21 protein-coding genes are annotated in these 23,698 nt (G+C 65.0%); 8 read left to right on the forward strand and 13 right to left on the reverse strand.

Translation table 11 applies throughout. The annotated features are described in order from the left end of the window. Nucleotides 1-32 precede the first annotated feature (32 nt). Nucleotides 33-422: a lysozyme inhibitor LprI family protein gene (locus tag ACVW1B_RS12065; protein WP_309145202.1), complete on the forward strand. Its 390-nt coding sequence runs from the start codon at nt 33-35 to the stop codon at nt 420-422. A gap of 133 nt (nt 423-555) precedes the next feature. Here ACVW1B_RS12065 and ACVW1B_RS12070 read toward each other — a convergent pair whose 3' ends face one another. The 4 genes from ACVW1B_RS12070 to ACVW1B_RS12085 form a co-directional block, all read right to left on the reverse strand. After that, nucleotides 556-1,404 (reverse strand): SDR family NAD(P)-dependent oxidoreductase, encoded by an 849-nt coding sequence (locus ACVW1B_RS12070; RefSeq protein WP_253641398.1) that lies wholly within the window; start codon nt 1,402-1,404, stop codon nt 556-558. Between the two features lie 299 nt (nt 1,405-1,703). Next, entirely contained in the window at nt 1,704-1,844 is a 141-nt protein-coding gene (locus tag ACVW1B_RS12075; RefSeq protein WP_456821624.1) for a hypothetical protein, read from the reverse strand. Between the two features lie 104 nt (nt 1,845-1,948). After that, nucleotides 1,949-2,503: a hypothetical protein gene (locus ACVW1B_RS12080; protein ID WP_456821625.1), complete on the reverse strand. Its 555-nt coding sequence runs from the start codon at nt 2,501-2,503 to the stop codon at nt 1,949-1,951. A gap of 139 nt (nt 2,504-2,642) precedes the next feature. Further along, a complete protein-coding gene (locus ACVW1B_RS12085; RefSeq protein WP_456792170.1) occupies nt 2,643-6,416 on the reverse strand; it encodes a vitamin B12-dependent ribonucleotide reductase in 3,774 nt (1,257 codons plus the stop codon). Between the two features lie 808 nt (nt 6,417-7,224). Here ACVW1B_RS12085 and ACVW1B_RS12090 point away from each other — a divergent pair. Next, nucleotides 7,225-8,118 (forward strand): DMT family transporter, encoded by an 894-nt coding sequence (locus ACVW1B_RS12090; RefSeq protein WP_456821626.1) that lies wholly within the window; start codon nt 7,225-7,227, stop codon nt 8,116-8,118. 213 nt (nt 8,119-8,331) lie between these two features. Here ACVW1B_RS12090 and ACVW1B_RS12095 read toward each other — a convergent pair whose 3' ends face one another. Continuing rightward, a complete protein-coding gene (locus tag ACVW1B_RS12095) occupies nt 8,332-10,569 on the reverse strand; it encodes a CHASE3 domain-containing protein (protein WP_253608838.1) in 2,238 nt (745 codons plus the stop codon). 19 nt (nt 10,570-10,588) lie between these two features. Continuing rightward, nucleotides 10,589-10,993 carry a response regulator gene (locus ACVW1B_RS12100; protein WP_026192708.1) on the reverse strand — a complete coding sequence of 135 codons (405 nt, stop codon included), beginning with the start codon at nt 10,991-10,993 and terminating at the stop codon, nt 10,589-10,591. Between the two features lie 180 nt (nt 10,994-11,173). Between ACVW1B_RS12100 and ACVW1B_RS12105 the strand changes: the two genes are divergently transcribed. Then, entirely contained in the window at nt 11,174-12,070 is an 897-nt protein-coding gene (locus ACVW1B_RS12105) for a DMT family transporter (RefSeq protein WP_253608837.1), read from the forward strand. Between the two features lie 66 nt (nt 12,071-12,136). On the opposite strand, the gene ACVW1B_RS12110 is transcribed toward ACVW1B_RS12105, so the two are convergent. After that, the gene (locus tag ACVW1B_RS12110; RefSeq protein WP_456821627.1) at nt 12,137-12,691 is read right to left on the reverse strand and encodes a BA14K family protein; all 555 of its coding nucleotides are present in this window, start codon (nt 12,689-12,691) and stop codon (nt 12,137-12,139) included. A gap of 268 nt (nt 12,692-12,959) precedes the next feature. On the opposite strand from ACVW1B_RS12110, the gene ACVW1B_RS12115 reads away from it, so the two are divergent. After that, entirely contained in the window at nt 12,960-13,370 is a 411-nt protein-coding gene (locus ACVW1B_RS12115; protein ID WP_057019975.1) for an NADH:ubiquinone oxidoreductase subunit NDUFA12, read from the forward strand. A gap of 373 nt (nt 13,371-13,743) precedes the next feature. On the opposite strand, the gene ACVW1B_RS12120 is transcribed toward ACVW1B_RS12115, so the two are convergent. Then, nucleotides 13,744-14,430 carry a DJ-1/PfpI family protein gene (locus tag ACVW1B_RS12120; RefSeq protein WP_456792173.1) on the reverse strand — a complete coding sequence of 229 codons (687 nt, stop codon included), beginning with the start codon at nt 14,428-14,430 and terminating at the stop codon, nt 13,744-13,746. Between the two features lie 173 nt (nt 14,431-14,603). Here ACVW1B_RS12120 and ACVW1B_RS12125 point away from each other — a divergent pair, with 173 nt between their 5' ends. After that, nucleotides 14,604-15,542, forward strand: coding sequence for a GlxA family transcriptional regulator (locus ACVW1B_RS12125; protein WP_310879417.1), 939 nt, complete (start codon nt 14,604-14,606; stop codon nt 15,540-15,542). Nucleotides 15,543-15,664: 122 nt separating this feature from the next. Continuing rightward, nucleotides 15,665-15,883 (forward strand): hypothetical protein, encoded by a 219-nt coding sequence (locus tag ACVW1B_RS12130; RefSeq protein ID WP_456780636.1) that lies wholly within the window; start codon nt 15,665-15,667, stop codon nt 15,881-15,883. Nucleotides 15,884-16,130: 247 nt separating this feature from the next. Here the strand turns inward: ACVW1B_RS12130 and ACVW1B_RS12135 are convergent, their stop codons facing one another. From ACVW1B_RS12135 to ACVW1B_RS12150, 4 genes are all read right to left on the reverse strand, one after another. Beyond that, nucleotides 16,131-16,670 (reverse strand): hypothetical protein, encoded by a 540-nt coding sequence (locus ACVW1B_RS12135; protein WP_246715851.1) that lies wholly within the window; start codon nt 16,668-16,670, stop codon nt 16,131-16,133. A 9-nt stretch (nt 16,671-16,679) separates the two neighbouring features. After that, a complete protein-coding gene (locus ACVW1B_RS12140; RefSeq protein WP_456780635.1) occupies nt 16,680-17,903 on the reverse strand; it encodes a citrate transporter in 1,224 nt (407 codons plus the stop codon). Nucleotides 17,904-18,067: 164 nt separating this feature from the next. Beyond that, nucleotides 18,068-19,009, reverse strand: a complete 942-nt coding sequence (locus tag ACVW1B_RS12145; protein ID WP_253608833.1) for an alpha/beta hydrolase — start codon at nt 19,007-19,009, stop codon at nt 18,068-18,070. A gap of 111 nt (nt 19,010-19,120) precedes the next feature. Continuing rightward, nucleotides 19,121-19,900, reverse strand: a complete 780-nt coding sequence (locus ACVW1B_RS12150; RefSeq protein WP_253608832.1) for an SDR family NAD(P)-dependent oxidoreductase — start codon at nt 19,898-19,900, stop codon at nt 19,121-19,123. A gap of 246 nt (nt 19,901-20,146) precedes the next feature. Here ACVW1B_RS12150 and ACVW1B_RS12155 point away from each other — a divergent pair, with 246 nt between their 5' ends. Continuing rightward, nucleotides 20,147-21,145: a DUF2155 domain-containing protein gene (locus tag ACVW1B_RS12155; protein WP_253608831.1), complete on the forward strand. Its 999-nt coding sequence runs from the start codon at nt 20,147-20,149 to the stop codon at nt 21,143-21,145. A 107-nt stretch (nt 21,146-21,252) separates the two neighbouring features. Here the strand turns inward: ACVW1B_RS12155 and aat are convergent, their stop codons facing one another. Continuing rightward, on the reverse strand, nt 21,253-21,933 hold the full coding sequence (gene aat, locus ACVW1B_RS12160) for a leucyl/phenylalanyl-tRNA--protein transferase (protein WP_057019982.1): 681 nt from the start codon (nt 21,931-21,933) through the stop codon (nt 21,253-21,255). Nucleotides 21,934-22,156: 223 nt separating this feature from the next. Between aat and ACVW1B_RS12165 the strand changes: the two genes are divergently transcribed. After that, the gene (locus ACVW1B_RS12165) at nt 22,157-23,602 is read left to right on the forward strand and encodes a DASS family sodium-coupled anion symporter (RefSeq protein ID WP_225162515.1); all 1,446 of its coding nucleotides are present in this window, start codon (nt 22,157-22,159) and stop codon (nt 23,600-23,602) included. Nucleotides 23,603-23,698 lie beyond the last annotated feature (96 nt).

The raw sequence follows: 23,698 nt of genomic DNA on the forward strand, positions 1-23,698 counted from the left end.
AAAGACGCAGGCAGGGTGATTTGGACGTGGTGATGCTTTCGCGGAGGCCAGTCATTGTTGCGGCGATGCTCGTGCTCGGGACCTTATCGGTCCGCGCGCAGCAAAGCGTCGAGTATGATGCGTGCATGGACAAGGCCGAAGGGGTGTCGACGAAGATGCTCGATTGCGGCAAGACCGAAATCGATAAGTGGGACACGAGGCTCAACACCGCCTATCAAGCCCTTCTCGCCAGCTCGAAGGGCGAGGCGCACGCGCAATTGCTCAGGGAGCAGCGGGCCTGGCTGAAGCATCATCTCAGCGAAACCCATCGCCTCGCCGCGGACCCCAACAACGGCTCCGTCGCATTCCTCGACTCCCAGGCGTTCGAATTGAGGGACATCGCCGACCGCACGCTGCTTCTTGAAAAGCGTGCCAGCCGGTAGCCCGCAGGAGCGAAGCGATATGCGGAGTCGGGTGGTCACGTGCTGTGATGCTTGTCCCGGATGTCGCGGAGCCTGTCATCGGGCGCGCATTCGCGCGGCCCATTGGCTCATCCGCCCTACGCTTGCTGCGCGCTCATCGCTTCGGGGTGCGCCCGCGGATCCGGTCGAAGCCTTGCTTGATTGCGGCGAAGCGCGCGTCGACAATCGGCTCGAATTCGAGGTCGGTGAAGATATAGGGCCAGTCGTTTTCGATGCCTTCGCGGACGAGCTCACCGACATAGTTGGGATCGATGCCCTGAGAGACGCGTTGGCGGATCAGATTGATCTGCTCGGCAATCGGGCCCGACGTCGGCAAGGTACGGACCGCCCCCTCGAAGCGCTCGGGAAGGTTGCGCCTCGAGTTCACGATTTGCGTGCGGATGAACCCGGGACACAGCACCGATACGCCGATTCCGCGGGGTGCGAGTTCAAGCCGCAGTCCCTCGGATAGCGCGACAACGCCGTATTTCGAAACATTGTATGCGTTGCTGGCCCCTGAAATAAGACCGGCGATCGAGGCTGTGGAGATGATGTGTCCACCCTCGCCATGCTGCTCTATCAACGGCCCGAAAATCTCGATTCCCCAAACGGTCGCCATCAGGTTGACGCCCAGTGTCCAATCCCACGACCCGTCGGTCCAGGTGCCATAGGGCCCACCGCCACCAACGCCCGCGTTGTTGACGAGGATGTGCACCTTGCCGTAGCGGGCAGTCGTGGCTTCGGCGGCCGCCACGAGTTCGGGTTTGAGGGAGATGTCCGCTTTCACGCCGTCGACATCGACGTTGGTGCGCCTCAGTTGCTCGAGCGCCGCGGACAGAGCCGCTTCCTCAATATCGCAAAGCATGACCTTCGCCCCCGCCTGGGCCAAAGCCGTCGCGATCCCCAGTCCGATGCCCGACGCTGCACCGGTCACGAACGCGGTCTTTCCAGCGAGTTCTTTCACGCGCATTCTCCCCCCGCAAGCCGAGACCCTCGCCCCAAACGCCGAGTGCCCCCGGACGGTATATGACCGCACTTTCGCGCGATTGGGAAGCGTGCCGGATGTCTGCGTCTGGCCCAGGTGATCTAAGCGCGGAGCGTAGGATAGGGACAGCGAAGCGTAACCCGCCGCGATCGTTTTCACCGAAAGGGCGGATTATGCCTTCGGCTAATTCGTCCTACGCTTGCCTTGCTTTCATTTTCACGACCACGAAAGACAGCTCTGAATTTCTCTAATGGAGTATGGGTATTGGACGGGGATCTTTAGCTGAGGCCCTTGTTGGCCTCGGTAACGATCGCGAGTTGCCTTCCATACTCGACGATCAGATAGTTCGTGCCTTCCACGTAGCATCCAGGTGCGCGTATCTCGAATCCGATGCAATAGTCGTTGGGCCTGTTGATCATGTTTAAGCTGGTACATCCGATATAGAAATCATCTATATTTCGAATATAACCGACCGCGCGCGACCCGGACCGTTCGAGAACGATGCGATCGACCGCCGAACCAATTATTTCGGCCGTTGGTTCCCGTAGTTGTTTGGATCGTTTGGATCCGTATTAGACTTTGCCGCTTGCTTCCCATGAAGGGCCCATGGGATCGAGTGCGTATAAATTGATGGATAGAATTTGGCGATGTCGGCCCTGATAATGTGCCGGGCACGCGCCGAGCGGTTCTTTGCTTCACGCTGCACGTTTTCAAAGGAGGGCGTCCGGATCGCGCGGTCCGTTCCTTGGCCGTCGGATAGGGAAAGCGGCGACGCAGTTGATTTTGAAGCGTTGCAATGATCCGCTATCTTGTCCCAATGCGAGGACAGCCAGCCCGATGCTAGCGCAACGGATATCGGGTGCATCAAATTGAACACTCGTCTTGAATAACCTCTTTTGGTGCAGCTGTAGGAAATGCGATCAAACGTGTGACCTTTTAAGTCAACGTCGACCCCGAGCTGGCACTGGTTAGCGAAGCCCACCGACGTAAAGATCGGAGGTAGTACTTCTGGCAAAAAGCCGAAGGCCGCGAATTTCCAGAAAGTGAGATGATCGCCGATGCTTACCTTGACAGGCATGTACCGCCCCGTAGTTACGCGTATAAGTTGCTCATAAAGGTTATCTGGTCAAAAGAGAAGGGCGGCCCCTTCGGGCCGCCCTTCGTGGATGCCCGGGCCAAGCCCGGTCGTGAAGAAGACTATCGTCTTCTGGCTCTTCTCACGAACACCCCGTCGTGGACCCGCAAGTATCGCACTTCATGCAGGTCCCATTCCGCACCAGCGTGAAGTTGCCGCACTCCGAGCACATCTCGCCTTCGTAGCCCTTGGCCTTCGCCTCGGCGCGACGCTCGGCCTTGGACGGGGCGGCGGCGGCTGCGGTGCCGGGCTTGCTCCAGTTCAGCGCCTCGAGCTTCTCGGTCGGCGAGAGGTCGTGGCTGACTTCCTGCTTCAGGGCGACCGCGCCCTCGACGGTGTCGGAGGCGCCGCGCGAGGTTGCGCCGTGGGAGGCGAGCGCGGTGACGCGGTTGCCGGCGGGCGCGTTGTCGGCGCCCGGGCTCACCGCGGCCGAGCCGCCGCGCATGACGACGAGGTTGTCGGTGCGCGACCGGGTCAGGCCCTTCGACAGGTACTTGGTGGCCTGGTGCTGGGCGGGGGCCTCATCCGGCTCCTTGCCTTCCTCGACGCCCTTGCCGAGCGCGTCGAAGCCAGACTCGTTCGGATCGACATGGGCGAGATCGAAGCGCGCCATGTAGCTCACCGCGAGCTCGCGGAAGACATAGTCGAGGATCGAGGTCGCGTACTTGATGGAGTCGTTGCCCTGCACCGGACCCGCGGGCTCGAAGCGGGTGAAGGTGAAGGCATCGACATATTCCTCCAGCGGCACGCCGTATTGCAGGCCGAGCGACACCGCGATCGCGAAGTTGTTGATGAAGGAGCGCAGCGCCGCGCCTTCCTTGTGCATGTCGATGAAGATCTCGCCGAGCCGGCCGTCGTCATATTCGCCGGTGCGCAAGTACACCTTGTGGCCGCCGACAACCGCCTTCTGGGTGTAGCCCTTGCGGCGATCGGGCATCTTCTCGCGCTCGCGCATCACGACGATGCGCTCGACCAGCTTCTCGACGATCTTCTCCGAGACCTGGGCGGCACGCGCGGCCATCGGCTTCTCGTAGAGCGCTTCGACCGCATCGTCCTCGTCCTCGTCGTCGGCGATGAGCTGCGAGTTCAGCGGCTGCGACAGCTTCGAGCCGTCGCGGTACAGCGCGTTGGCCTTCAGCGCCAGCTTCCACGACAACAGGTAGGCGGACTTGCAGTCCTCCACCGTGGCGTCGTTCGGCATGTTGATGGTCTTGGAGATCGCGCCCGAGATGAACGGCTGCGAGGCCGCCATCATCCTTATGTGGCTCTCGACCGAGAGGTAGCGTTTTCCAATTTTACCGCAGGGGTTGGCGCAGTCGAACACGGGGTAGTGCTCGGCCTTCAAATGGGGGGCACCTTCGACCGTCATCGCGCCGCAGATGTGCACGTTGGCGGCCTCGATCTCGCGCTTGGTGAAGCCGACGGCCTGGAGCAGGTCGAAGCCGGGGGCTGCGATCGCTTCCGCGCCGATGCCGAGCTGGTCGCGGATGAAGTCTTCGCCGAAAGTCCACTTGTTGAAGGCGAACTTGATGTCGAACGCGGTCGGCAGCGCCTTTTCCACCTTGGCAATGGCTTCATCGGTGAAGCCCTTGGCCTTCAGGGTCGAGGCATTGATGCCGGGCGCATTCGACAGCGAGCCGTGGCCGACGGCGTAGGCCTCGATCTCCGCGATCTCGCTCTCGCGATAGCCGAGCGCGCGCAGCGCCGACGGTACCGCTTGGTTGATGATCTTGAAGTAGCCGCCGCCGGCGAGCTTCTTGAACTTCACCAGCGCGAAGTCGGGCTCGATGCCGGTGGTGTCGCAATCCATCACCAGGCCGATGGTGCCGGTCGGCGCCACCACGGTGGTCTGGGCGTTGCGATAGCCGTTGACCTCGCCGAGCGCCAGCGCGTCGTCCCAGGCCAGCCTGGCATGGGTGACGATGTCCTCCTGCGGGCAGGAGGCGTGATCGAGCGGCACCGGGTTGACCGAGAGCGCCTCGTAGCCGGCGGCGTTGCCGTGGGCGGCGCGGCGGTGGTTGCGGATCACGCGCAGCATGTGCGCGGCGTTCTTCTTGTAGCCCGGGAAGGTGCCGAGCTCGGCCGCCATCTCGGCCGAGGTCTTGTAGGAGATGCCGGTCATCACAGCGGTCAGCGCGCCGCACAGCGAACGGCCTTCCTTGCTGTCATAGGGCAGGCCCATGGTCATCAGCAGGCCGCCGATGTTTGCGAAGCCGAGGCCGAGCGTGCGGAATTCGTAGGACAGCTCGGCGATCGCCTTCGACGGGAACTGGGCCATCATGACGGAGATTTCGAGCACGATGGTCCAGAGCCGGCACAGGTGCTCGTAGGACTCGATGTCGAACCGCTTGGTGGTGGTGCTGTAGAACGTCAGCAGGTTGGCCGAGGCGAGGTTGCACGCCGTGTCGTCCAGGAACATGTATTCCGAGCACGGATTGGACGCGCGGATGTCGCCGGACGCCTTGCAGGTGTGCCAGTCGTTCATCGTGGTGTTGAAGTGCAGGCCCGGATCGGCGCTCGCCCAGGCGGCGTAACCGATCTTCTCCCAGAGGTCGCGGGCCTTCAGCGTTTTTGTGACTTTCTTGGTGGTGCGGCCGACCAGATTCCAGTCACCGTCCGTTTCCACCGCGCGCAGAAAATCGTCCTTCAGCGACACCGAGTTGTTGGAGTTCTGGCCGGAGACGGTGAGGTAGGCCTCGGAATCCCAATCGGTGTCGTAGGTGTCGAACGAGATATCCTTGTAGCCCTGCTTGGCGAACTGGATGACGCGCTTGATGTAGTTGTCGGGCACCAGTGCGCGGCGCGCGAGCTTGATCTCGCGGCGGAGCGCCGGGTTCTTCTCGGGATCGAAGCAGTCGTCGCCGCTGCCTTCGCAGTTGACGCAGGCCTTCATCACGGCCTTGAGGTGCTTCTGGTTGATCTTGGAGCCGGTGACGAGGGCGGCGACCTTCTGCTCCTCCTTCACCTTCCAGTCGATATAGGTCTCGATATCGGGGTGATCGGCGTCGACCACGACCATCTTGGCGGCGCGGCGCGTGGTGCCGCCCGACTTGATCGCGCCCGCGGCGCGGTCGCCGATCTTGAGGAAGCTCATCAGGCCGGAGGAGCGGCCGCCGCCGGACAGCTTCTCGCCTTCGCCGCGCAGGCTCGAGAAGTTGGAGCCGGTGCCGGAGCCATATTTGAACAGGCGCGCCTCGCGCACCCAGAGGTCCATGATGCCGCCCTCGTTGACGAGGTCGTCGCCGACGCCTTGGATGAAGCAGGCATGCGGCTGCGGATGCTCATAGGCCGACTTCGACTTGGTCAGCTTGCCGGTCTTCCAGTCGACGTAATAGTGGCCCTGGCCGGGGCCATCGACGCCGTAGGCCCAGTGCAGCCCGGTGTTGAACCACTGCGGCGAGTTCGGCGCGACCATCTGTTTTGCGAGCTGGAAGCGGAGCTCGTCGAAGAAGGCGAGGGCGTCTTCTTCCGTGGAGAAGTAGCCGCCCTTCCAGCCCCAATAGGTCCAGCAGCCGGCGAGGCGATCGAACACCTGCTTGGCCGAGGTCTCGCCGACGATGCGCTCGTTCTCCGGCAGGAGGCCAAGCGCCTCGGTGTCGGGCACCGAACGCCACAGCCACGACGGCACGGTCTCTTCCTCGACCTTCTTCAGGCGCGCGGCAACGCCCGCTTTACGGAAATACTTCTGCGCCAGCACGTCGGAGGCGACCTGCGACCAGAACTCCGGAACCTCGACGTTCTCGGCGCGGAACACGACCGAGCCGTCCGGATTGCGGATCTCTGATGTGGTCAGGCGGAAATTGATCCCGGCATAGGGAGATTGTCCGCTGGTGGTGTTGCGTCGTTCGATTCGCATGGTCGAGCCCCGTCTCTTCTTCTGCCCGGCCCCACGTTTCCCCGCAGGTGCCGGAATGTTGTCTGTTCGCGGACTCCGGGAACACGCGTCAGCACGCCTCCCGTCATCCGCAGCTCAGCCGGTGGATCCGGCCTGTTTTCTCTCATCCGCTGGGCACCGGTATGACCGGTCCTGCGGCGGCATCGTCCCGGCGCGGCGCCCGACTGGTCGGGTGCTCCGGGTCATGCATTCAAACGCCCCAAACGCTTCACGCGACACGTCACGCGTACGCTTCTTGCGGGCCGGTTGCGGCCTCTGTTTCCGGGTCCTTCGCGGCCCGTTTGTCGTCCCCGACGGCGGCCCCAAAATCAGGGCAGAAAAGCCCTTCACCCGCGGCCCGAGGGCCTGGCGGAGTGGTCATTTTGGAACCCTTGTGGGAGCGACCGGCGGGGACCCAAACACACTCGCGCCGAACAGGTTGAAAGCTAGGCCATGTCCGTCACGCCCGTCAAGGACTAGTACGAGTTTCTGAATCAAACACTAAATATGGTGGAAAGAGGGGGATAACAGGGGTCGGTGCCGCGCCTGTGATCGGGCCAACTATCGGTGAGTCCTCAGGGATTCCCAAGCCAAAAAAATTCCTATCGCCTGTGGATCGGAGCTTCGCCCCGCTGTTCACAGGCGAAGTTTTTATTCGCGGTCCCGGATTGAATTTTGGGGACTCACGTAGGCCTACGGGCAAAGTACGGATCAGGCATGTCAGAGCCGTGATGGTCGGGCGACAAAATCGCGGGCAAGGTGAGGCCGACTCACATCCCCGCCGGGTTCCATGACAGTCCAGAAGCCCTCCGCGCGGCCGCGCCTTGCGCCCGCCGGCCTGATGTTCCTCGCCATCACCTCGGTGGGTTGGGGGTTCAACTGGCCGTCCACCAAGTTCCTGCTCGGCGAGCTGCCGCCGCTGACCTTGCGCGGCACCACCGGGGTGATCGGCGCCGTGCTGCTCGCGGTGCTGGCGCTGATCCGTGCCCAGAGCCTGCATGTCGAGAAACGGCTGTGGCCGCGGCTCGCGCAGTATGCGGCGCTCAACGTCACCGGCTGGATGGTGCTGATGGGGCTCGCGCTGCTCTGGCTGCCGGCGAGCGAGGCGGCGCTGATCGCCTACACCATGCCGGTATGGGCCTCGCTGCTGGCCTGGCCGGTGCTCGGCGAGCGGCCGACGCTGCTGCGGACCATCGCGCTGGTGATGGCCTTTGCAGGCCTCGCCGCGATCATGGGCGGCAGCGGCATCACCGCGAGCAGAGAGAAGCTGCCGGGAATCATCATGGCGCTCGGCGGCGCCTTCGGCTTTGCGCTCGGCACCGTGCTGGCCAAGAAGTACCCGCTGGTGATGCCGCCGATCCCGGCCGCGGCCTGGCAGATCGGCCTCGGCTGCGTGCCGATCGCGATCGTCGGCCTCTTGATCGAGACCACACATCTCGACCGCATCACGACGGTCGGCTGGTGGCTGCTGGTCTACTCGACGCTGATCCAGTTCTGCGTCGCCTATGTCGCCTGGTTCGCCGCGCTCGCCCGCCTGCCGGCCTCGGTGGCGGCGATCGGCACCATGGCGGTGCCTGTCATCGGCGTGGTGGCGTCCGCGGTCGCATTGCACGAGCCGCTGGGGCCAAGCCAGATCGTCGCGTTGCTGTTCACGCTCGCCGGCGTCGCGCTCGCGACGAGGTAGCGATGGACTCCACCTCGCCCCGCTTGCGGGGAGGGGTCGGAACGCATCGTTAGATGCGTTCCGGGTGAGGGGGAGTCTCCGCAGACGCAGCTAGCAGCGAATGCGCGGAGACGGCCCCTCACCCCAACCCTCTCCCCGCAAGAGCGGGGCGAGGGAGCAAAGCGCCGTTGTGGTTGCTACCCGACCTTATCCATCGCGCTGGTCTAGCTCACCTCACTCGCCGAGCGCCTGCTGCAGCATGCTGGCGAGCTGCGCCTTGCGGTAGGGCTTGGCCAGCAGCAGCACGCCTTCGTCGAGGCGGCCGTGATGCACGATCGCGTTCTCGGTGTAGCCCGAGGTGTAGAGCACCTTGATGCCGGGGCGGCGTTTTTGCACCTCGTCGGCGAGCTGGCGGCCGTTCATGCCGCCGGGCATGATCACGTCGGTGAACAGGAGGTCGAACTTCTCGCCCTTGTCGACCAGCGCCAGCGCGGCGCGGGCGTCGGGCACGGCGATGGTCTTGTAGCCGAGCGCGCCTAGCTGCGTGACGACGTAGTTGCGCACCAGCTGGTCGTCTTCCACCACCAGGATGACTTCGCTGCCGCGCCGCACCGGCTCCGGCGGGGGCGCCTCGACCTCGACCTGGCCGCGGGCAGGGGGCAGATAGAGCTTGATCGTGGTGCCGTGGCCTTCCTCGCTGTAGATCTTGATATGTCCGCCGGACTGCTTGACGAAGCCGTAGACCATGCTCATGCCGAGGCCGGAGCCCTTGCCGACTTCCTTGGTGGTGAAGAACGGCTCGAACACCTTGTCCTGCACCGCGTGCGACATGCCGGTGCCGGTGTCGCTGACCGCGAGCAGCACGTAGCGGCCCGGCGTGATGTCGGGATTGACAGCCGCATAGGCGTCGTCGAGCACGATGTTGCTGGTCTCGAACAGCAGCTTGCCGCCGTTCGGCATCGCGTCGCGGGCGTTGATCGCCATGTTGAGCAGCGAGTTGGCAAGCTGCGACGGATCGATATGGACGCTGGCGACATCGGGCGCCAGCACCGAATTGATCTCGATCTGCTCGCCGAGCGTCGGCCGCAGCAGCTTGGCGATGTCGACCACGGTGCCGTTGATGTCGACGGTGCGCGGCTCCAGCGGCTGGCGGCGCGCGAAGGCGAGCAGATGCTGGATCAGCTCGCGGCAGCGCTCGGCGGCGCGGTCGATCAGCTCGGCGGTTTTCGCGAGCTGCGGCTGGGCGCGCAGGCTGTCGACCAGCGTCTCAGTGGTGCCGGTGATGACCGTCAGCATGTTGTTGAAGTCGTGCGCGACGCCGCCGGTCAGCTTGCCGATGGCGTCGAGCTTCTGTGCCTGCTGCAGCTTGTGCTCGGTTTCGCGCGAGGCGGTGATGTCGTGATAGATCAGCGCCGCGCCGGTGATGGTGTCGTCGCCATCGCGCAGCGGCCGGCCCGACACCACGAGGTGAATCTCCGGCGCGCCGCGCACCGGCTTGGCGACGAATTCCAGCCCGTCGAATTCCTCGCCGCGCAGCGTCCTGGCCGACGGCATGTCGTCGGCCTGCATCGGCGTGACGCCGTCGGACTGGAACACGTTGCTCATGGCGCGCAGCTGCCGGACCGTCATGCCCGGCTTGTAGCGCAGCATCTTCTCGGCGGCCGGGTTCGACAGCAGCACGGTGCCGGCGCTGTCGATCACCAGCACCGCCTCCGCCATGGTGCGGAAGGTGGTTTCCATCACCGAGGTGGAACGGCGGAGCTCTTCGAGCGCGGCACCGAGATCCTTGGTGCGATCGGCGACCTTGCCCTCGAGCGACAGATTGGTCGCCTTGGTCGCGCTGAGCGCGCCCTGCAGTTCGCGGCTGGCGCGCCGGGCCGTCACCGTTAGCGCGATCGCGAGCAGCAGGATCATCGCCACGCCGGCGAGATCGATCATCAGCAGCAGCCGTCCATTGGTCTTGGACTGGTCGGTGCGAATCCGGAGCAGGCGGCGCTCTTCGGTGACCAGGCGGTCGAGCGCCGCGCCGACCTTGTCGGTCAGCGCGCGGCTCTCGCCCGCGGAGACCAGCGCCGCGGCGCCGGCCGTGTCGCCCGCGCTGCGCAACCTGATCAGCTCGGCGCCGAGCGCAATGGCACGCTGGACCTCGACCCTGGTGCCCGTGATCAGCTGCGCCTCCTCGGGGGCCGACGTCACCGCCGCCATCAGATCGTCGAAGGCCGCGGTGAGGGCTGCGCTCTGCTCGCGAAACTCGTCGGCAAAGGACGCATCGCCGGTCAGCGCGAAACCGCGCGCCGCGCTCTCGACGCTGCGCGGCAGCTGACGCGCGTCCGAAATGCGCTTCAGGATGCTGAGCGTGCGGTCGACCGAATCAATCTCGCTGCGCGACTTGACGTCCAATCCGATCGACGCCGCGCTGATGACGAGGAGGATCGCAAGGCCGCTGCCGAGAATGAGACGCTGGGAAGCCATCGACGATTAGTACGAGCAATTATTTCGAAAGACGAGCGGAAGGTGCATACTTCGCAAGACATTCGTTAACGGCGGCAATCAGCGCCTGCGGGGTGAACGGCTTGCGCAGGCAGGCGGACGCGCCGAGCTCGATCGTCATCCGCAGGAAGTCCGGCGCGCGATCGGCATTGGCGAAGGCATAGCCGGACATCGCGATGACGGGAATATCGGGGGCACGCTCGTGGAAGACGCGGATCGCCTCGAACCCGCGCATATGCGGCATGAAGACGTCGACCAGCATGACATCGAAGGTGGCCTGCTCCAGCGCGCGCATGCCGGCTTCGCCGCCATCGGCGACGGTGACCTCGAAGCCCTGGCGTTGCAGACACACCTCGATGGCAACGCACACCATCGGGTCGTCATCAACCACGAGAACGCTCGGCACGATGCATCCTCTTTCTAACGGCCTCGCGTGCCGGCGACTCGCTTGGCCTGTTCGTCAATTAAGGCGGAACCTGGACGGAAAGTCTGTATCATAGAATGCATATGCTGTTTGCTGACAAGCAGATTTCCAGCTAGCCGTGACACATCACCTGTATTTGTCCATCCCCTTTACGACAGGTCCATGACTGCAGTTCCCGTCGCCGGCCGCGCCCCGCTGTCACCGCTTGGCCTCGCATTCCTGGTCGTTGCCTCGATCGGCTGGGGACTCAACTTCCCGATCATGAAGTTCCTGCTCACGGAGTGGCCGCCGCTGTCCGCGCGCGGGCTGTGCGGCGTGGTCGGCGCGGTTGCGCTCGGTCTGGTCGCGCTGATGCGGGGACAGACGCTGCGCGTGCCCGACGGCATGTGGTTGCGGCTTGCTTTGGTGTCGACACTGTCGATCGGCGGCTGGGTCGCGTCCATGGGCCTCGCGCTGATCTGGCTGCGGGCCAGCGAGGCGGCTGTGCTCGGGATATCGATTCCGGTGTGGGTCGCGCTGGTGGCCTGGCCGGTGCTCGGCGAGCGCGTGTCGCTGCCGCGTGCGCTTGCGCTTGCGGTGGCGCTCGCCGGGATCGCGGCGCTGATCGGCGGCGGCGGCATCGACACAAGCCTCGGCAAGCTGCCGGGGATTCTGTTCGCGCTCGCCGGCGCGCTCTGTGTCGGGCTCGGCACGGTGATGACCAAATCGTTCAAGCTCGCGATGCCGCCGCTGTCGCTCGCGGCCTGGCAGCTTGCGATCGGCTGCGTGCCGATCGCGATCATCGGCATCATGATCGAGCAGCCGCAGCTCGCCGCGCTGTCGCAGTTCGGCTGGGCGTCGATGATCTACATGACGCTGATCCAGTTCTGCCTTTGCTATGTCTGCTGGTTTGCGGCGCTCGAGCGATTGCCGGCGGCGACCGCGTCGATCGGCACGCTGCTGGTCCCCGTCGTCGGCGTGCTCGCGGCAGCGGCGATGCTGCGCGAGCCGCTCAACGCGAGCGATATCGCAGCGCTCGTGGTGACGTTCGCGGCCGTCGCGGTCGCCTTGCGCACATAAGACTTGCGTACATCAAAAAGGGCGGCGCTGGCGCCGCCCTTTTGCAATCAAGAATTCAGGCCTTCATTACGGGCAGGGATGCCGCCGGCCGTCGTAGCCGAGATAGGTGCCCGAGGCCGGATCGTAAGACCTGTAGCGCTGCGCGCAGTAGCTGGCGCCGCCGCCACTCGGCACCTCCACGGCGACAGACGGTTCATCGTAATAGCCGTAGCTGTCGTCATAATAGCCGGGGCCGTAGCCATAGCCGGAGCCGTAATACGCGCCCGAGGCGAGGGCGCCGCCGACGACCGCACCGGCCACCGCGCCGGGCCAGAACCCGCCGCCACGATGGTACCCGCCGTGCCAGCCGCCACCGCCGCGCCAACCGCCGCCGCCACCACCGGCCCAGTGACCGCCGCCACCGCCGCCGTGCCAGCCGCCGCCTCCGCCGCCCATGCCACCTCCGCGGCCGCCGCCGCCAAAGCCACCACCGCCGCCACCACCACCACCAACGTGGCCACCGCCGCCGCCCATCGCACCCATCTGTGCGGCAGACTGGGCGAACGAAACGGTCGGCGCCACAGCCAACGGCAGCGCAAGCGCCAGAGCCGCGGCGGTGCTCAGAACCTTCATATTGATCATTTTGGACTCCATCAAAACGGTGAATGTCTAACCATCTCTGTGGTCGGACGTTCCCGTGCTCCACATTGATTGTGGGTCATCTTCGCGTAGCCGGCGGCTCATGTATGGCAGCTGAACAAAACTCCTCGTGAGCGCGTCATTTGGTCGCCAACTGGGTGCATAAACCGGGGGCTGTCCGAGGGGTGCGGGGCTACCTTGGCGGCGGCTGGACATTTGGGGAATGAGGTGGCATCAGAGCCCATAGCATCGAACCGACGACCGGCCACGCATGAAACAATTCCTGCTGAAATTCTTCACCTGGTGGAATGGCCAGACCTTTGGCACGCAATTGTGGACCTCGCGATTCGGCGAACTGGTCGGCGAGGACGAGCAGGGCAACCGCTATTACCGCACCAAGGGCGGTGAGATCGACCCGACGCTGCATTTCGAGCGCCGCTGGGTGGTCTACAACGGCTACGCCGAAGCCTCCCGCATTCCGGCCGGCTGGCACGGCTGGCTGCATCACACGGTTGATGTGCCGCCGACCGAGGAGAGCTACCAGGCGCGCGAATGGGAGAAGCCGCATCTGCCGAACCTGACCGGCACCGCGCAGGCTTACCGCCCGTCCGGCTCGACGCTGGCGAGCGGCCGCCGCCCCAAGGCGACCGGCGACTATCACGCCTGGACGCCGGGAAGCTGACTTTCACGCATTGTTGTTCTGACGTGCACGTGCGTAACGACGCGCGTGCATCGCACACGCGCCCGGCAGCGCAAGCGCGCGCCTGTGAACAACGGTAACAGCGGGGACAGATGGGCCGCAGCCGATGCTGCCCGCTTGCGCCGGGCGCGGGTTCGCGGCTCAATAGGGCCATCTTACGGAGATGGGAAACCATCGCGTCGGATCGGGCTCCAGATCGCGACTGTCCCGATGTGCAGCGGCCTCCGAGTTGGATGCGGCCGGGAGATAGGCCCCCGGTACAGACGTCCTGAAATCGCCCGCAAATGTGAGGCTACCGTGAGACAGGAAGGGCCGCTCGGGAAACCGGGCGGCCTTTTTCTTTGCGGCAATCAGGTCAGGACAGCCGTGCCGCGGCACGGCCCATCAAGTCGGCGCGGCGCGCCTGCGACGGCGCGATCCGCTCTTTCATGAAAGCGAGGATCTCGGCCGGTGCGGTCTCCGGCGAGCCCGCGTTGAACGGCGGGGCCGGGTTGTATTCGAGCCTGAGCTGGATCGCTTCCGCGGTCTTGCGGTCGACGAGCTCCGACACCAGCGTCAGCGCGAAGTCGATGCCCGCGGTGACGCCGCCGCCGGTGAAGCGGTTGCGGTCGACGCAGACGCGCGTCCTGGTCGGAATGGCCCCGAAGCCCGACAGGAAATCGATCGAGCTCCAATGCGTGGTGGCGCGAAAGCCCTTGAGCAGGCCGGCCGCGCCGAGCACCAGCGATCCCGTGCAGACCGACGTGACGTATTTCGCACCCTCGGCCTGCTTGCGCAGGAAGGCCAGCATCTCCTCGTCGCCGACCATGTCGTCGGTGCCGAAGCCGCCGGGCACGCAGATCACGTCGAGCTGCGGGCAGTCGGCAAAGGTCGTGGTCGGCGTCAGGACCATGACGGAATCAGTCGGAACGGGTTCGATGCGCTTCCAGATCAAATGGACCTTGGCGCCGGGGACCGAGGAGAACACCTGCAGCGGACCGGTCAGGTCGAGCTGGGTCACCTTCGGGAAGACGAGCAATCCAATCTGCAGGGGTTCGGTCATCGGGGGCTCCAAATAGCGCTTGACGGAACCACGATGTCATGATGGCCTCTCGTCCAAAATGGCGTATTTCCCTCATTTTCGGACGCAGGTCTCCTGAAGCAAGGCTCCCAAGAGACGCAAGGCTCCTGAGAGAGGATCGCCAAGAAAGTAACGTCACCTGCGAGGATTTGGCGATGATCGGCATCCTGATCTTTCCCGACTTCCAGCTGCTCGACGCGGCCGGGCCGATCGCGGCCTTCGAGATCGCGGCGCGCTTCGCCAACAACGCGCCAGCGATCAGGACGCTTGCGGTGAAGGCAGGACCGGTGCGCTCTTCGTCCGGTGTCGAGATGCTCGCGCGCGGCCTCAAGCCATCGACGGCGATCACGACGCTGATCATTGCGGGCGGCAACGGCGTGCGCACGCCGGCGACCTGTCCAGCCACGCTGTCATTCGTGCGGCGGATGGCCGGCCGTGGCATTCGCGTCGCCAGCGTCTGCTCGGGCGCCTATGTGCTGGCCGAGGCGGGCCTGCTCGACGGCCGCCGCGCCACCACGCATTGGCAGCGCACGCCGCATTTCGTGAAGACTTATCCGAAGATCAAGCTCGAGCCGGACCAGATCTTCGTGCGTGACGGCAATATCTGGAGTTCGGCCGGCATCACCGCCGGCATCGACCTCGCGCTCGCGATGATCACCGAGGACTATGGCGACGAGGTCGCGCAGAACACCGCGCGGCAACTCGTGCTGTATCATCGGCGCAGCGGCGGGCAGTCGCAGTTTTCCTCTCTGCTGGAATTGAAGACGCCGAACGGCCGGTTCGGGCCGCTGCTCGCCTGGGCGCGCGAGCATCTCGATGCGCCGCTGACGGTCGAGGACCTCGCCGACAAGGCCGGGATGAGTTCGCGGCATTTCACCCGCGCCTTCATCGCGGAGACCGGCACGACGCCATCGAAAGCGGTCGAGCGGCTCAGGATCGAAGTCGCGCGGCAGCGCGTGCAGTCGTCGGGCGAGGCGATCGAGCGCGTCGCCGAGATCACCGGCTTCCGCGATCCCGAGCGGATGCGCCGCGCCTTCATCCGCGCCTTCGGCCAGCCGCCGCAATCACTGCGGCGTGCGGCGCGGGCAGGGTAGGCGAGTTGGGACAAGCTCGTTGTCCGATTTCACCCGATCCATGTTGTCTTTGCAGTGATGAACCTGGCGAGGGTTCCCGTGACCCACGTTAAGTGGGCATTGGGGACCCCGAGGAGGTTCTAATGACAAAGCATCGAACGATTACCGGGTTCGTGGCTGTCGCCCTGCTGGCTGTCACCGCGACCGCCGCGACCATCAAGTCGCACGCGCCCCGGACCGACGGCATTGCCGTCGCCGGCACGGACGCGCTCCCGGCCAGGGATTTCAGCGATCGCTGGTCCGCGATATCCGATTTGCCTCCGGCAACGGACATGACCGGGCGTGCAACTGACGCACGTTAAGGGCATGGACGGAGGTCCGGCCGGTTCGAGGACGCAGCCCGTGCAGAGATCACTCGTCTCGCAACAAAAAATGCCCCGCCGAAGCGGGGCAAGATGTTGAACGACTTAGTCTTGAGCGACTTGGTCTTGAATAGAACTAACGGTTCCACCGCGCCGGAATAGCGCAGTCATTCACCAATACAGGATCAGCCCACGATCGCAGAGATCCACGGATGCTCTGATCACGAACCGTGCTTCAACCGAAAGATCACTGGCCCAATGTATCGGTTGCGATCTTCTTCTTGAGTGCTTCGCAGGTATCCCTGACCTCCGCGGTCATCAACGAGACGGCTTCGATCTGCAGGAAGAAACGCTTGCCCTGATCGCGGTAACCGGCAGCGAACTCCTTGATCTCGGCGATCATGTCATGAACGCCTGCGACCATGACCTCGCAGTTCTTCGCGGCCAATTGCAGTTCCGATCCAAGGGCCTCGATCTCTTTCACCGCCGCTTCATATTCGCGCACGACCGCCTCGGCCGACAGCTTGCCCACCTCGTTGACGCCGTTGCGATGCTCGACATAGTCCGGCATCGGTGAGAGGGGCCGGATGTTGCTGCGTGGTCGATGCGAAGTCACCGTGTTGATTTCGTCCTCCATCTGCTCCGACGGAGCGCGGGCGAGGACTTCTGCACTAACACTCATGCGAACTCTCCATAACTTGTTACGGCGAATGGAGTTTAGCAATGTCAACGGAATTGTCTCGATTTTCCACAGTTTTGAGGTAAGCGCAATTGTGCGCTGCAGCATTGTGTTGCGTCAATGTGGCGCGTCGGGATGCCAGCCAAGCAGTGTGAGCATCACAAAGAAGCCGACGACATAGGCCGCCATGATCGGCCAGCCCTGGGTGATCCAGCGGACCACCGATTTGGCTTCCGGGTACATGTTGGACACCGCAACGCCCGCCGACGAGCCGAACCAGACCATCGACCCGCCAAATCCGACCGCGTAGGCGAGGAAGCCCCAGTCATAGCCGCCTTGCTTCAGCGCCAGCGCGGTCAGGGGAATATTGTCGAACACCGCCGAGACGAAGCCGAGCCCGAGCGCGGTCTGCCACGATGCGGCGGGCAATTTCTCCACCGGCATCATCGAGGCCGCCGTCACCAGCGCGAGCAGGAAGACGGTGCCCTTCAGCGTCTCGGGCATCACCGACCAGTCCGGCCGCCGCAGCACCGAGGTGACCAGGATCGCGGCCCAGACCGCGAGCCCGAGCACGGGCAGCGTATCGAGCAGCGCGGGGAACTTCAGATTGGCCGTCACATTGGCCGTCAGCGCGGCGAGCAGGATCACGGCCACGATCGCAACCCGCGCCCAGTCGATTCTGAGGCCGGACGGTGCATCCTTCACGATCGGCGAAAAGCGGTGCTGTTGCAGCGAGGCCGGCACCGCAAACACCAGCATCGCGACGATGGCTGCGACATATGCCTCCACGACCGTGAGCGGGCTGATGCCGTCGATCCACATCATCGTCGTCGTGGTGTCGCCGACGACGCTGCCGGCGCCGCCGGCATTCGATGCGGCGACGATCGCCGCGAGATAGCCGATATGGACGCGGCCACGGAACACGTGGCGGGCCACGGTGCCGCCGATCAGCGCGGCCGCGATATTGTCGAGGAAGCCCGACAGCACGAACACGATGACCAGCAGGATCAGTCCGCCCTTCCAGTCATCGGGCAGCAGCGCCGGCATCTCGTCGGGAATGCGGCTCTCCTCGAAATGGCGCGACAGCAGCGCAAAGCCCATCAGGAGCAGAAACAGGTTGGCGAGCGTGACCCACTCATGCTCCATGTGATGCGCGAGACCGGGCAGGCCCGCGCCGAATTTCGCAAAGCCCGCGAACAGCAGCTTGTAGGCGACGATCGCGGCAAGGCCCGTCAGCGCCACCGCGAGCGTGTGGTGATGGAAGATCGCGACGCCGAGCAGCGTCAGCGCGAACAGGATGAAATCGAGCGGGATACCGTAGACGAGGAGTGGCGTGAGCAAGACGATCTCGATGGCTGGAGTGCCCGGCGGCGTGAAGCGCTGACGGCGGCACTATCGCGCGGCGTGGGGAACTTCAAGGCGCACTAACGCCGCAAGAGGCTCGCGATGCGCTCGCGAGCCCCGATCGGGAACGACGCCAGCCACGTCGCCGCGGGTCCGATTGCTCAGCCCAGCGTCTTCAGCCAGGCGCTGATCTCGGTCACCGCGATATTGGCCTGATTGAGCAGCTTGCCCATGGTGAAGAAGCCGTGGAACTGGCCGGGGAAATGCCGATAGGTCACCGGCACGCCGGCGTCCTTGAGGAATTTCGCATACTCGTCGCCTTCGTCGCGGAGCGGATCGGCGCCGGCGGTCAGCACATAGGCCGGCGGCAAGCCGGCAAAGTCCTTCGCGCGCGCCGGCGAGGCACGCCAGTCGTTGTTGTCGGCGTCACCGAGATAATGGTTGGCGAACCAGCCGATCACCGAATGCGTCAGGAGGATGCTGGTCTCGGGCTCGCGATGCGAGGGATGCTTCCGCGAGAAATCGGTCGCGGGATAGATCAGCAGCTGGGCCGCGAGCTTCGGCCCGCCGTCGCGGGCGGTCAGGGCAACCACCGCCGCGAGGTTGCCGCCGGCGCTGTCGCCGCCGACGATCAGGCGCGCGGCGTCGATGCCGAGATCCCTGGCATTGGCGGCGACCCATCGGGTCGCGGTGATGGCGTCATCGACCGCGGCAGGGAAACGATGCTCGGGCGCGAGCCGATAATCGATCGAGATCACGATCAGCTCGCCCTCATGGGCAAGCTTCTGGCAAACCACCTCATGGGTATCGAGGTCGCCGATCACCCAGCCGCCGCCGTGGAAGAACACCAGGCAGGGCGCGAGCCCGTCTTTCTTGCGCAGCGTGTTCGGCGTGTAGATGCGGGCAGGGATCGTGCCGTGCGGCGCCGGGATCGCGAGCGGCTTGCTCGATTGCAGCGCGGGCGGCTCGGGATTGGAGACGACGCGGGCGGCTCGGTAATAGTCGCGCGCTTCCGGCGCGGTCAGCGTCTCGTAGGCGGGACGGCCGGCCTCCTGGAACGCCTTGTAGACGGCAGCGGCATCGGGATCGAGAACGACGGGCATTGGGGGGACCTTCTTTTGGTGATGTCATTCCGGGGCGATGCGAAGCATCGAACCCGGAATCTCGAGATTCCGGGTCTGGTGCTTGCGCACCATCCCGGAATGACGGTCGTGTCAGGCGGCGGTGCGGCCGCCGTCGACGGTGTAGGCGGAGCCGGAGACGTAGCTCGCCTCGTCGGAGGCAAGGAAAGCGACAATGGAGGCGACCTCGCTTGCGAGGCCGAGCCGGCGCGCCGGGATGCGGTCGACGATCTTCTCGATCGGCGGCGGCGCGTTGCCGCCGGAGCGGCCCTGCAGGATCGTGCTCAGCATCCGGCTCTCGATCATGCCGGGGCAGACGCAATTGACCCGCACGCCGGTGCCGGTGCATTCCCAGGCCGCGCTCTTGGTCAGCCCGATTACCGCGTGCTTGCTCGCGCTGTAGACCGCGATCATCGGCGATCCCACAAGGCCGGCGATCGAGGCGGTGTTGATGATGCTGCCCTTGTTCTGCTTCAGCATGACCGGCAGCACATGCTTCATGCCGAGGAAGACGCCGACCACATTGACGTCGAGCACCCGGCGAAAGCTCTCCAGCGAATATTCGGGGATCGGCCTGATGTCGCCCTCGACGCCGGCGTTGTTGTAGAAGGCATCGATGGTGCCGAAGCGGTCGACGGCGGCGCGGACATAGTCCTTGACCTCGTTCTCGTCGGTGACGTCGGCTTCGATTGCGAGGGCCTCGGCCGAGGCCGGCAGGTCCTTGATGGCGGCTTTGAGATCGGCGCCCTTGCGGTCGACTGCGACAATCCGCGCACCCCGTTCGGCGAGCAGCTGGAGCGAGGCGGTTCCGATGACGCCGGCAGCCCCGGTGACGACGGCGACCCGGCCGTCGAGCCTGATGCGATCGGGCATGGTGGGTTTCCTCTGGCTGGTCCGGTTCGATCCGGATTTTCCTGGTTTTCACGCGCGGCGGCGTGCCTTCAGCGTGAGGACTATCACACGTGTTCCCAGGAGTGACCAGAGGCTGCCCAGTGGACCGGGGAGAGGTGGCCGGGTGCCCTTTCCCCGCCGTATTCGGCGTGTTAACCGGTGGCCTGCGAGCGGCCGATATCAAGGTAGACTGTCGCGAGCCCGATTCGCCCTTTAAAGCCGCGCGAGATGCTTCGAACCGTTGCCCTGACTGGCTTTGCGGCCCTGGTTGCCGCCTCAACCATCTCGCTTGCGCCGCCCGCGCGCGCGCAGATCGGAACGATTTTCTCCGATCCCGCGCCGCGTCCGCCCGGCTCGATCCCGCGTGGTCAGCCGGCTCCTCCCAGCGACGACGACGAGGAAGTGCCGGAATTGCCGCGCGGCCGTCTGCTGCCGACACAGCCGCGGGCGCTGCCGCCAGGCCAGGCGGTGCCGCCGCCCGGCAGCGTGCAGTCGCAGCCGCTGGCGCCGCCGCCGGGCTCGACGGTGGCTCCGCAGGGCACCCAGCCCGGTGTCGCAGTGCAGCCGCCGCAACCCGGCGGTCCCGCCGTCGCCAATACGCCGCCCGGCGCCAACCCGCTGCCGCCGGGGCAGCGTCCCAAGGGCACGCCCCCAGGCACCCCGCCGCAGACGCCTGCCACGTTGCAGCCGGGCGACGAGGTCGTGCAGGAGCCGCCGTCGACCAAGATCACCAACAAGAAGGCGAGCTTCTCCGGTCTCGACAAGATCACCGGGCGCATCATCAATTTCGACGAGGATATCGGCGAGACCGTGCAGTTCGGCGCGCTGCGGGTGAAGACCGATGCCTGTTACACGAGGCCATCGACGGAAGCCGCCAACACCGATGCCTTTGTCGAGGTCGACGAGATCACGCTGCAGGGCGAGGTGAAGCGGATCTTCTCGGGCTGGATGTTCGCGGCGAGCCCCGGCCTGCACGGCGTCGAGCATCCGATCTACGACATCTGGCTGACCGACTGCAAAGGGCCGGACCAGACCATCGTGACCGCCGCGCCCGATCCGCCGAAGGCGCCGACGCCTCCGCCGCCGCCGGCCCAGAAGCGCGCGCCGCCGAAGCAGGCCGCGCCGCGTCCGCCGCCGCAGCCGCAATACCAGCAGCAGCCGCCACCTCCCCCGCCCCAACAACAGCAGCGGCCGGGCGGGTTGTTCGGCGGATTGTTTGGGAACTAGCAAGCACGGCGTAGCCCGGATGAAGCGCAGCGAAATCCGGGTTTCTCTCCGCGGACAGACTTGTCCCGGATTGCGCTTCGCTTCATCCGGGCTACGCGATCAACCGTTCAATTGCGTTCGGCGATGATTGCCAGCGCGTCGGCACCTTTGACCGGCTGGGTGGCGTCGAGCCTGCGGAAATCCGCCGGCGCGCCCGTGATCGCCTTGTCGAGCAGCGTGCGATAGCGGCGCCGCGAGATCTCGATCGCGCCGAACGTCCTCAGGTGCTCCGTCACATATTGCGTGTCGAGCAGTTCGAACCCGCCCGCGATCAGCCGCGCCACCAGATGCACCAGCGCGACCTTCGATGCGTCGCGCGTGGTGTGAAACATGCTTTCGCCGAAGAAGGCGCGGCCGAGGCTGACGCCGTAGAGCCCGCCGACCAGATTGTCGTCCTGCCAGACCTCGACGCTGTGGCAATGGCCCGACGCGTACAGCCCGACATAGAGATCGCGGATGCGCCTGTTGATCCAGGTGTCGTCGCGGCCGGGCTGCGGCGCCGCGCAACCGGCGATCACGGCCTTGAACGCGGTATCGACGGTGACCGTGAAGGCATCGGAGCGCACGGTGCGCGCCAGGCGGGAGGCGACACGGAAGCCGTCGAACGGAATCACGCCGCGCAATTCCGGCTCGACCCAGAACAGGGTCGGATCGTCGGCGCTCTCCGCCATCGGGAAGATGCCGCAGGCATAGGCGCGCAGCAGCACCTCGGGCGTGATCTCGGAGGAGGCGGAGTCGCGTGACGTCATACCGCCAAGGATAGCAAAGCGCGGGCGGTCTTGCGATGGGGGCTGCCACCGGGACGCTACGTGTTGACGAAACGCGCTGGTTCCTCCACAAGCCGCGCCGTTCCGCAGCAGTTTCCCGAGACGGACTGCGCGGTCGTGCTAGATTGCAACAAAAAGATGGCGGCGCTGCCGGGACACGGCGGCTTGCGCGCCCGACAATCGACACAGGTGAGGGGGACGCTGCATGAAATGGTCATGGCGGACGTTTGCGCCGTTGCTGGTTTGGCTTGTGATCTATCTGGTCCCGGTGCCTTCGGGGCTGAACGCCAATCAGTGGCACTATTTCGCGGTGTTCGCCGCCGTGATCACCGGGCTGATCCTTGAATCGATGCCGGTCGGCGCGGTCGGTCTGATCGGCCTGACGGTCGCCGGCATCGGCGGCTATGTCGAGCACGACCCGAACAAATCGCTGCGCTGGATGCTCGGCGGCTTTTCCGAGAGCACGGTGTGGCTGATCGTCGGCGCCTTCGTGTTCTCGATCGGCTATCGCAAGAGCGGGCTCGGCCGCCGGCTGGCGCTGCTCTTGGTGCGCGGCCTCGGCCGCCGCACCATCGGGCTCGGCTATGCGGTGGCGTTCTCCGATCTCGTGCTGGCGCCGGCGACGCCCTCAAACACCGCGCGCTCCGGCGGCACCATCTATCCGATCGTCAGCAACATCCCGCGCATCTACGGCTCCGAGCCCGGCCCGACCGCGGGCAAGATCGGCACCTTCGTGATGTGGACCGCGTTCGCGACCACGGCCGTCACCAGCTCGCTGTTCCTGACCGCGCTGGCGCCGAACGCCGCCGCGCTCTCGATCGCCAAGAAGCTCGTCAACATCGAGGTCGGCTGGTCGCAATGGTTCATCGGCTTCGCGCCGCTCGGGATCCTCTTGCTGCTGCTGGTGCCGCTGCTCAGCTATCTGGTCTGCCGGCCCGAGATCAAGGAGAGCCCCGAGATCGTGACCTGGAGCGAGGGCGAGCTCGCCAAGATGGGGCCGCCGTCGCGGCACGAATGGATCATGGCGGTGCTGGTGGTGCTCGCGATGTTCCTGTGGATCTGCGGCTCCAACCCCAACATCAGCGTGCCGCTGCTCGGCTCGAATTTCATCAACGCGACCACGGTCGTGTTCGTCGTGATCTCGCTGATGCTGCTGACCGGCGTGATCGCGTTCGAGGACATCGTCGCGGAGAAGAGTGCGTGGGAGGTATTTTTCTATTTCACCTCGCTGCTCACGCTGTCGTCCGGCCTCAACGAGATCGGCTTCATCAAATGGGTGGCCGAGGGTTATGCCAAGCCGCTTTCCGGCACGTCGCCGATGGTCGGGATGATCCTGCTCGTCACCTTCTTCTTCTGGATCCACTATTTCTTCTCGAGCATCACCTCGCATACCGCCGCGGTGCTGCCGGTGGTGCTCGCCGTCGGCTCCAGCATTCCCGGCCTGTCGGTGCAGACCCTGATGCTGCTCTGCGTGTATTCGCTGGGCCTGATGGGCGTGATCTCGCCCTATGCCACGGGACCGGCGCCGATGTATTACGGCAGCGGCTATATCGGCAAAGGCGACTTCTGGAAATTCGGGCTGATCTTCGGCCTGATCTACTTTGCCGGATTGTTGCTGATCGTGTTGCCTTGGTTACAAATGATCGGGTAAAATAGCCACAATCCAGCGAGAAACAGCGGCCGACCGGGAAGAGCCGCTATCCTTTACAATTCTTAACGCGCTTTGTCCGGCAGAAGCCTTCAAAAT

It is taken from the genome of Bradyrhizobium sp. USDA 4502, from assembly GCF_054063355.1.

What these genes read in the sequence shown, in the direction of transcription:
- ACVW1B_RS12065 (WP_309145202.1), top strand. Translation starts at nt 33, where the DNA reads ATGCTTTCGCGGAGGCCAGTCATTGTTGCGGCGATGCTCGTGCTCGGG.
- ACVW1B_RS12075 (WP_456821624.1), bottom strand. Translation starts at nt 1,844, where the DNA reads ATGATCAACAGGCCCAACGACTATTGCATCGGATTCGAGATACGCGCA.
- ACVW1B_RS12080 (WP_456821625.1), bottom strand. Translation starts at nt 2,503, where the DNA reads ATGCCTGTCAAGGTAAGCATCGGCGATCATCTCACTTTCTGGAAATTC.
- ACVW1B_RS12085 (WP_456792170.1), bottom strand. Translation starts at nt 6,416, where the DNA reads ATGCGAATCGAACGACGCAACACCACCAGCGGACAATCTCCCTATGCC.
- ACVW1B_RS12090 (WP_456821626.1), top strand. Translation starts at nt 7,225, where the DNA reads ATGACAGTCCAGAAGCCCTCCGCGCGGCCGCGCCTTGCGCCCGCCGGC.
- ACVW1B_RS12095 (WP_253608838.1), bottom strand. Translation starts at nt 10,569, where the DNA reads ATGGCTTCCCAGCGTCTCATTCTCGGCAGCGGCCTTGCGATCCTCCTC.
- ACVW1B_RS12105 (WP_253608837.1), top strand. Translation starts at nt 11,174, where the DNA reads ATGACTGCAGTTCCCGTCGCCGGCCGCGCCCCGCTGTCACCGCTTGGC.
- ACVW1B_RS12110 (WP_456821627.1), bottom strand. Translation starts at nt 12,691, where the DNA reads ATGATCAATATGAAGGTTCTGAGCACCGCCGCGGCTCTGGCGCTTGCG.
- ACVW1B_RS12115 (WP_057019975.1), top strand. Translation starts at nt 12,960, where the DNA reads ATGAAACAATTCCTGCTGAAATTCTTCACCTGGTGGAATGGCCAGACC.
- ACVW1B_RS12120 (WP_456792173.1), bottom strand. Translation starts at nt 14,430, where the DNA reads ATGACCGAACCCCTGCAGATTGGATTGCTCGTCTTCCCGAAGGTGACC.
- ACVW1B_RS12125 (WP_310879417.1), top strand. Translation starts at nt 14,604, where the DNA reads ATGATCGGCATCCTGATCTTTCCCGACTTCCAGCTGCTCGACGCGGCC.
- ACVW1B_RS12130 (WP_456780636.1), top strand. Translation starts at nt 15,665, where the DNA reads ATGACAAAGCATCGAACGATTACCGGGTTCGTGGCTGTCGCCCTGCTG.
- ACVW1B_RS12135 (WP_246715851.1), bottom strand. Translation starts at nt 16,670, where the DNA reads ATGCTGCAGCGCACAATTGCGCTTACCTCAAAACTGTGGAAAATCGAG.
- ACVW1B_RS12145 (WP_253608833.1), bottom strand. Translation starts at nt 19,009, where the DNA reads ATGCCCGTCGTTCTCGATCCCGATGCCGCTGCCGTCTACAAGGCGTTC.
- ACVW1B_RS12150 (WP_253608832.1), bottom strand. Translation starts at nt 19,900, where the DNA reads ATGCCCGATCGCATCAGGCTCGACGGCCGGGTCGCCGTCGTCACCGGG.
- ACVW1B_RS12155 (WP_253608831.1), top strand. Translation starts at nt 20,147, where the DNA reads ATGCTTCGAACCGTTGCCCTGACTGGCTTTGCGGCCCTGGTTGCCGCC.
- aat (WP_057019982.1), bottom strand. Translation starts at nt 21,933, where the DNA reads ATGACGTCACGCGACTCCGCCTCCTCCGAGATCACGCCCGAGGTGCTG.
- ACVW1B_RS12165 (WP_225162515.1), top strand. Translation starts at nt 22,157, where the DNA reads ATGAAATGGTCATGGCGGACGTTTGCGCCGTTGCTGGTTTGGCTTGTG.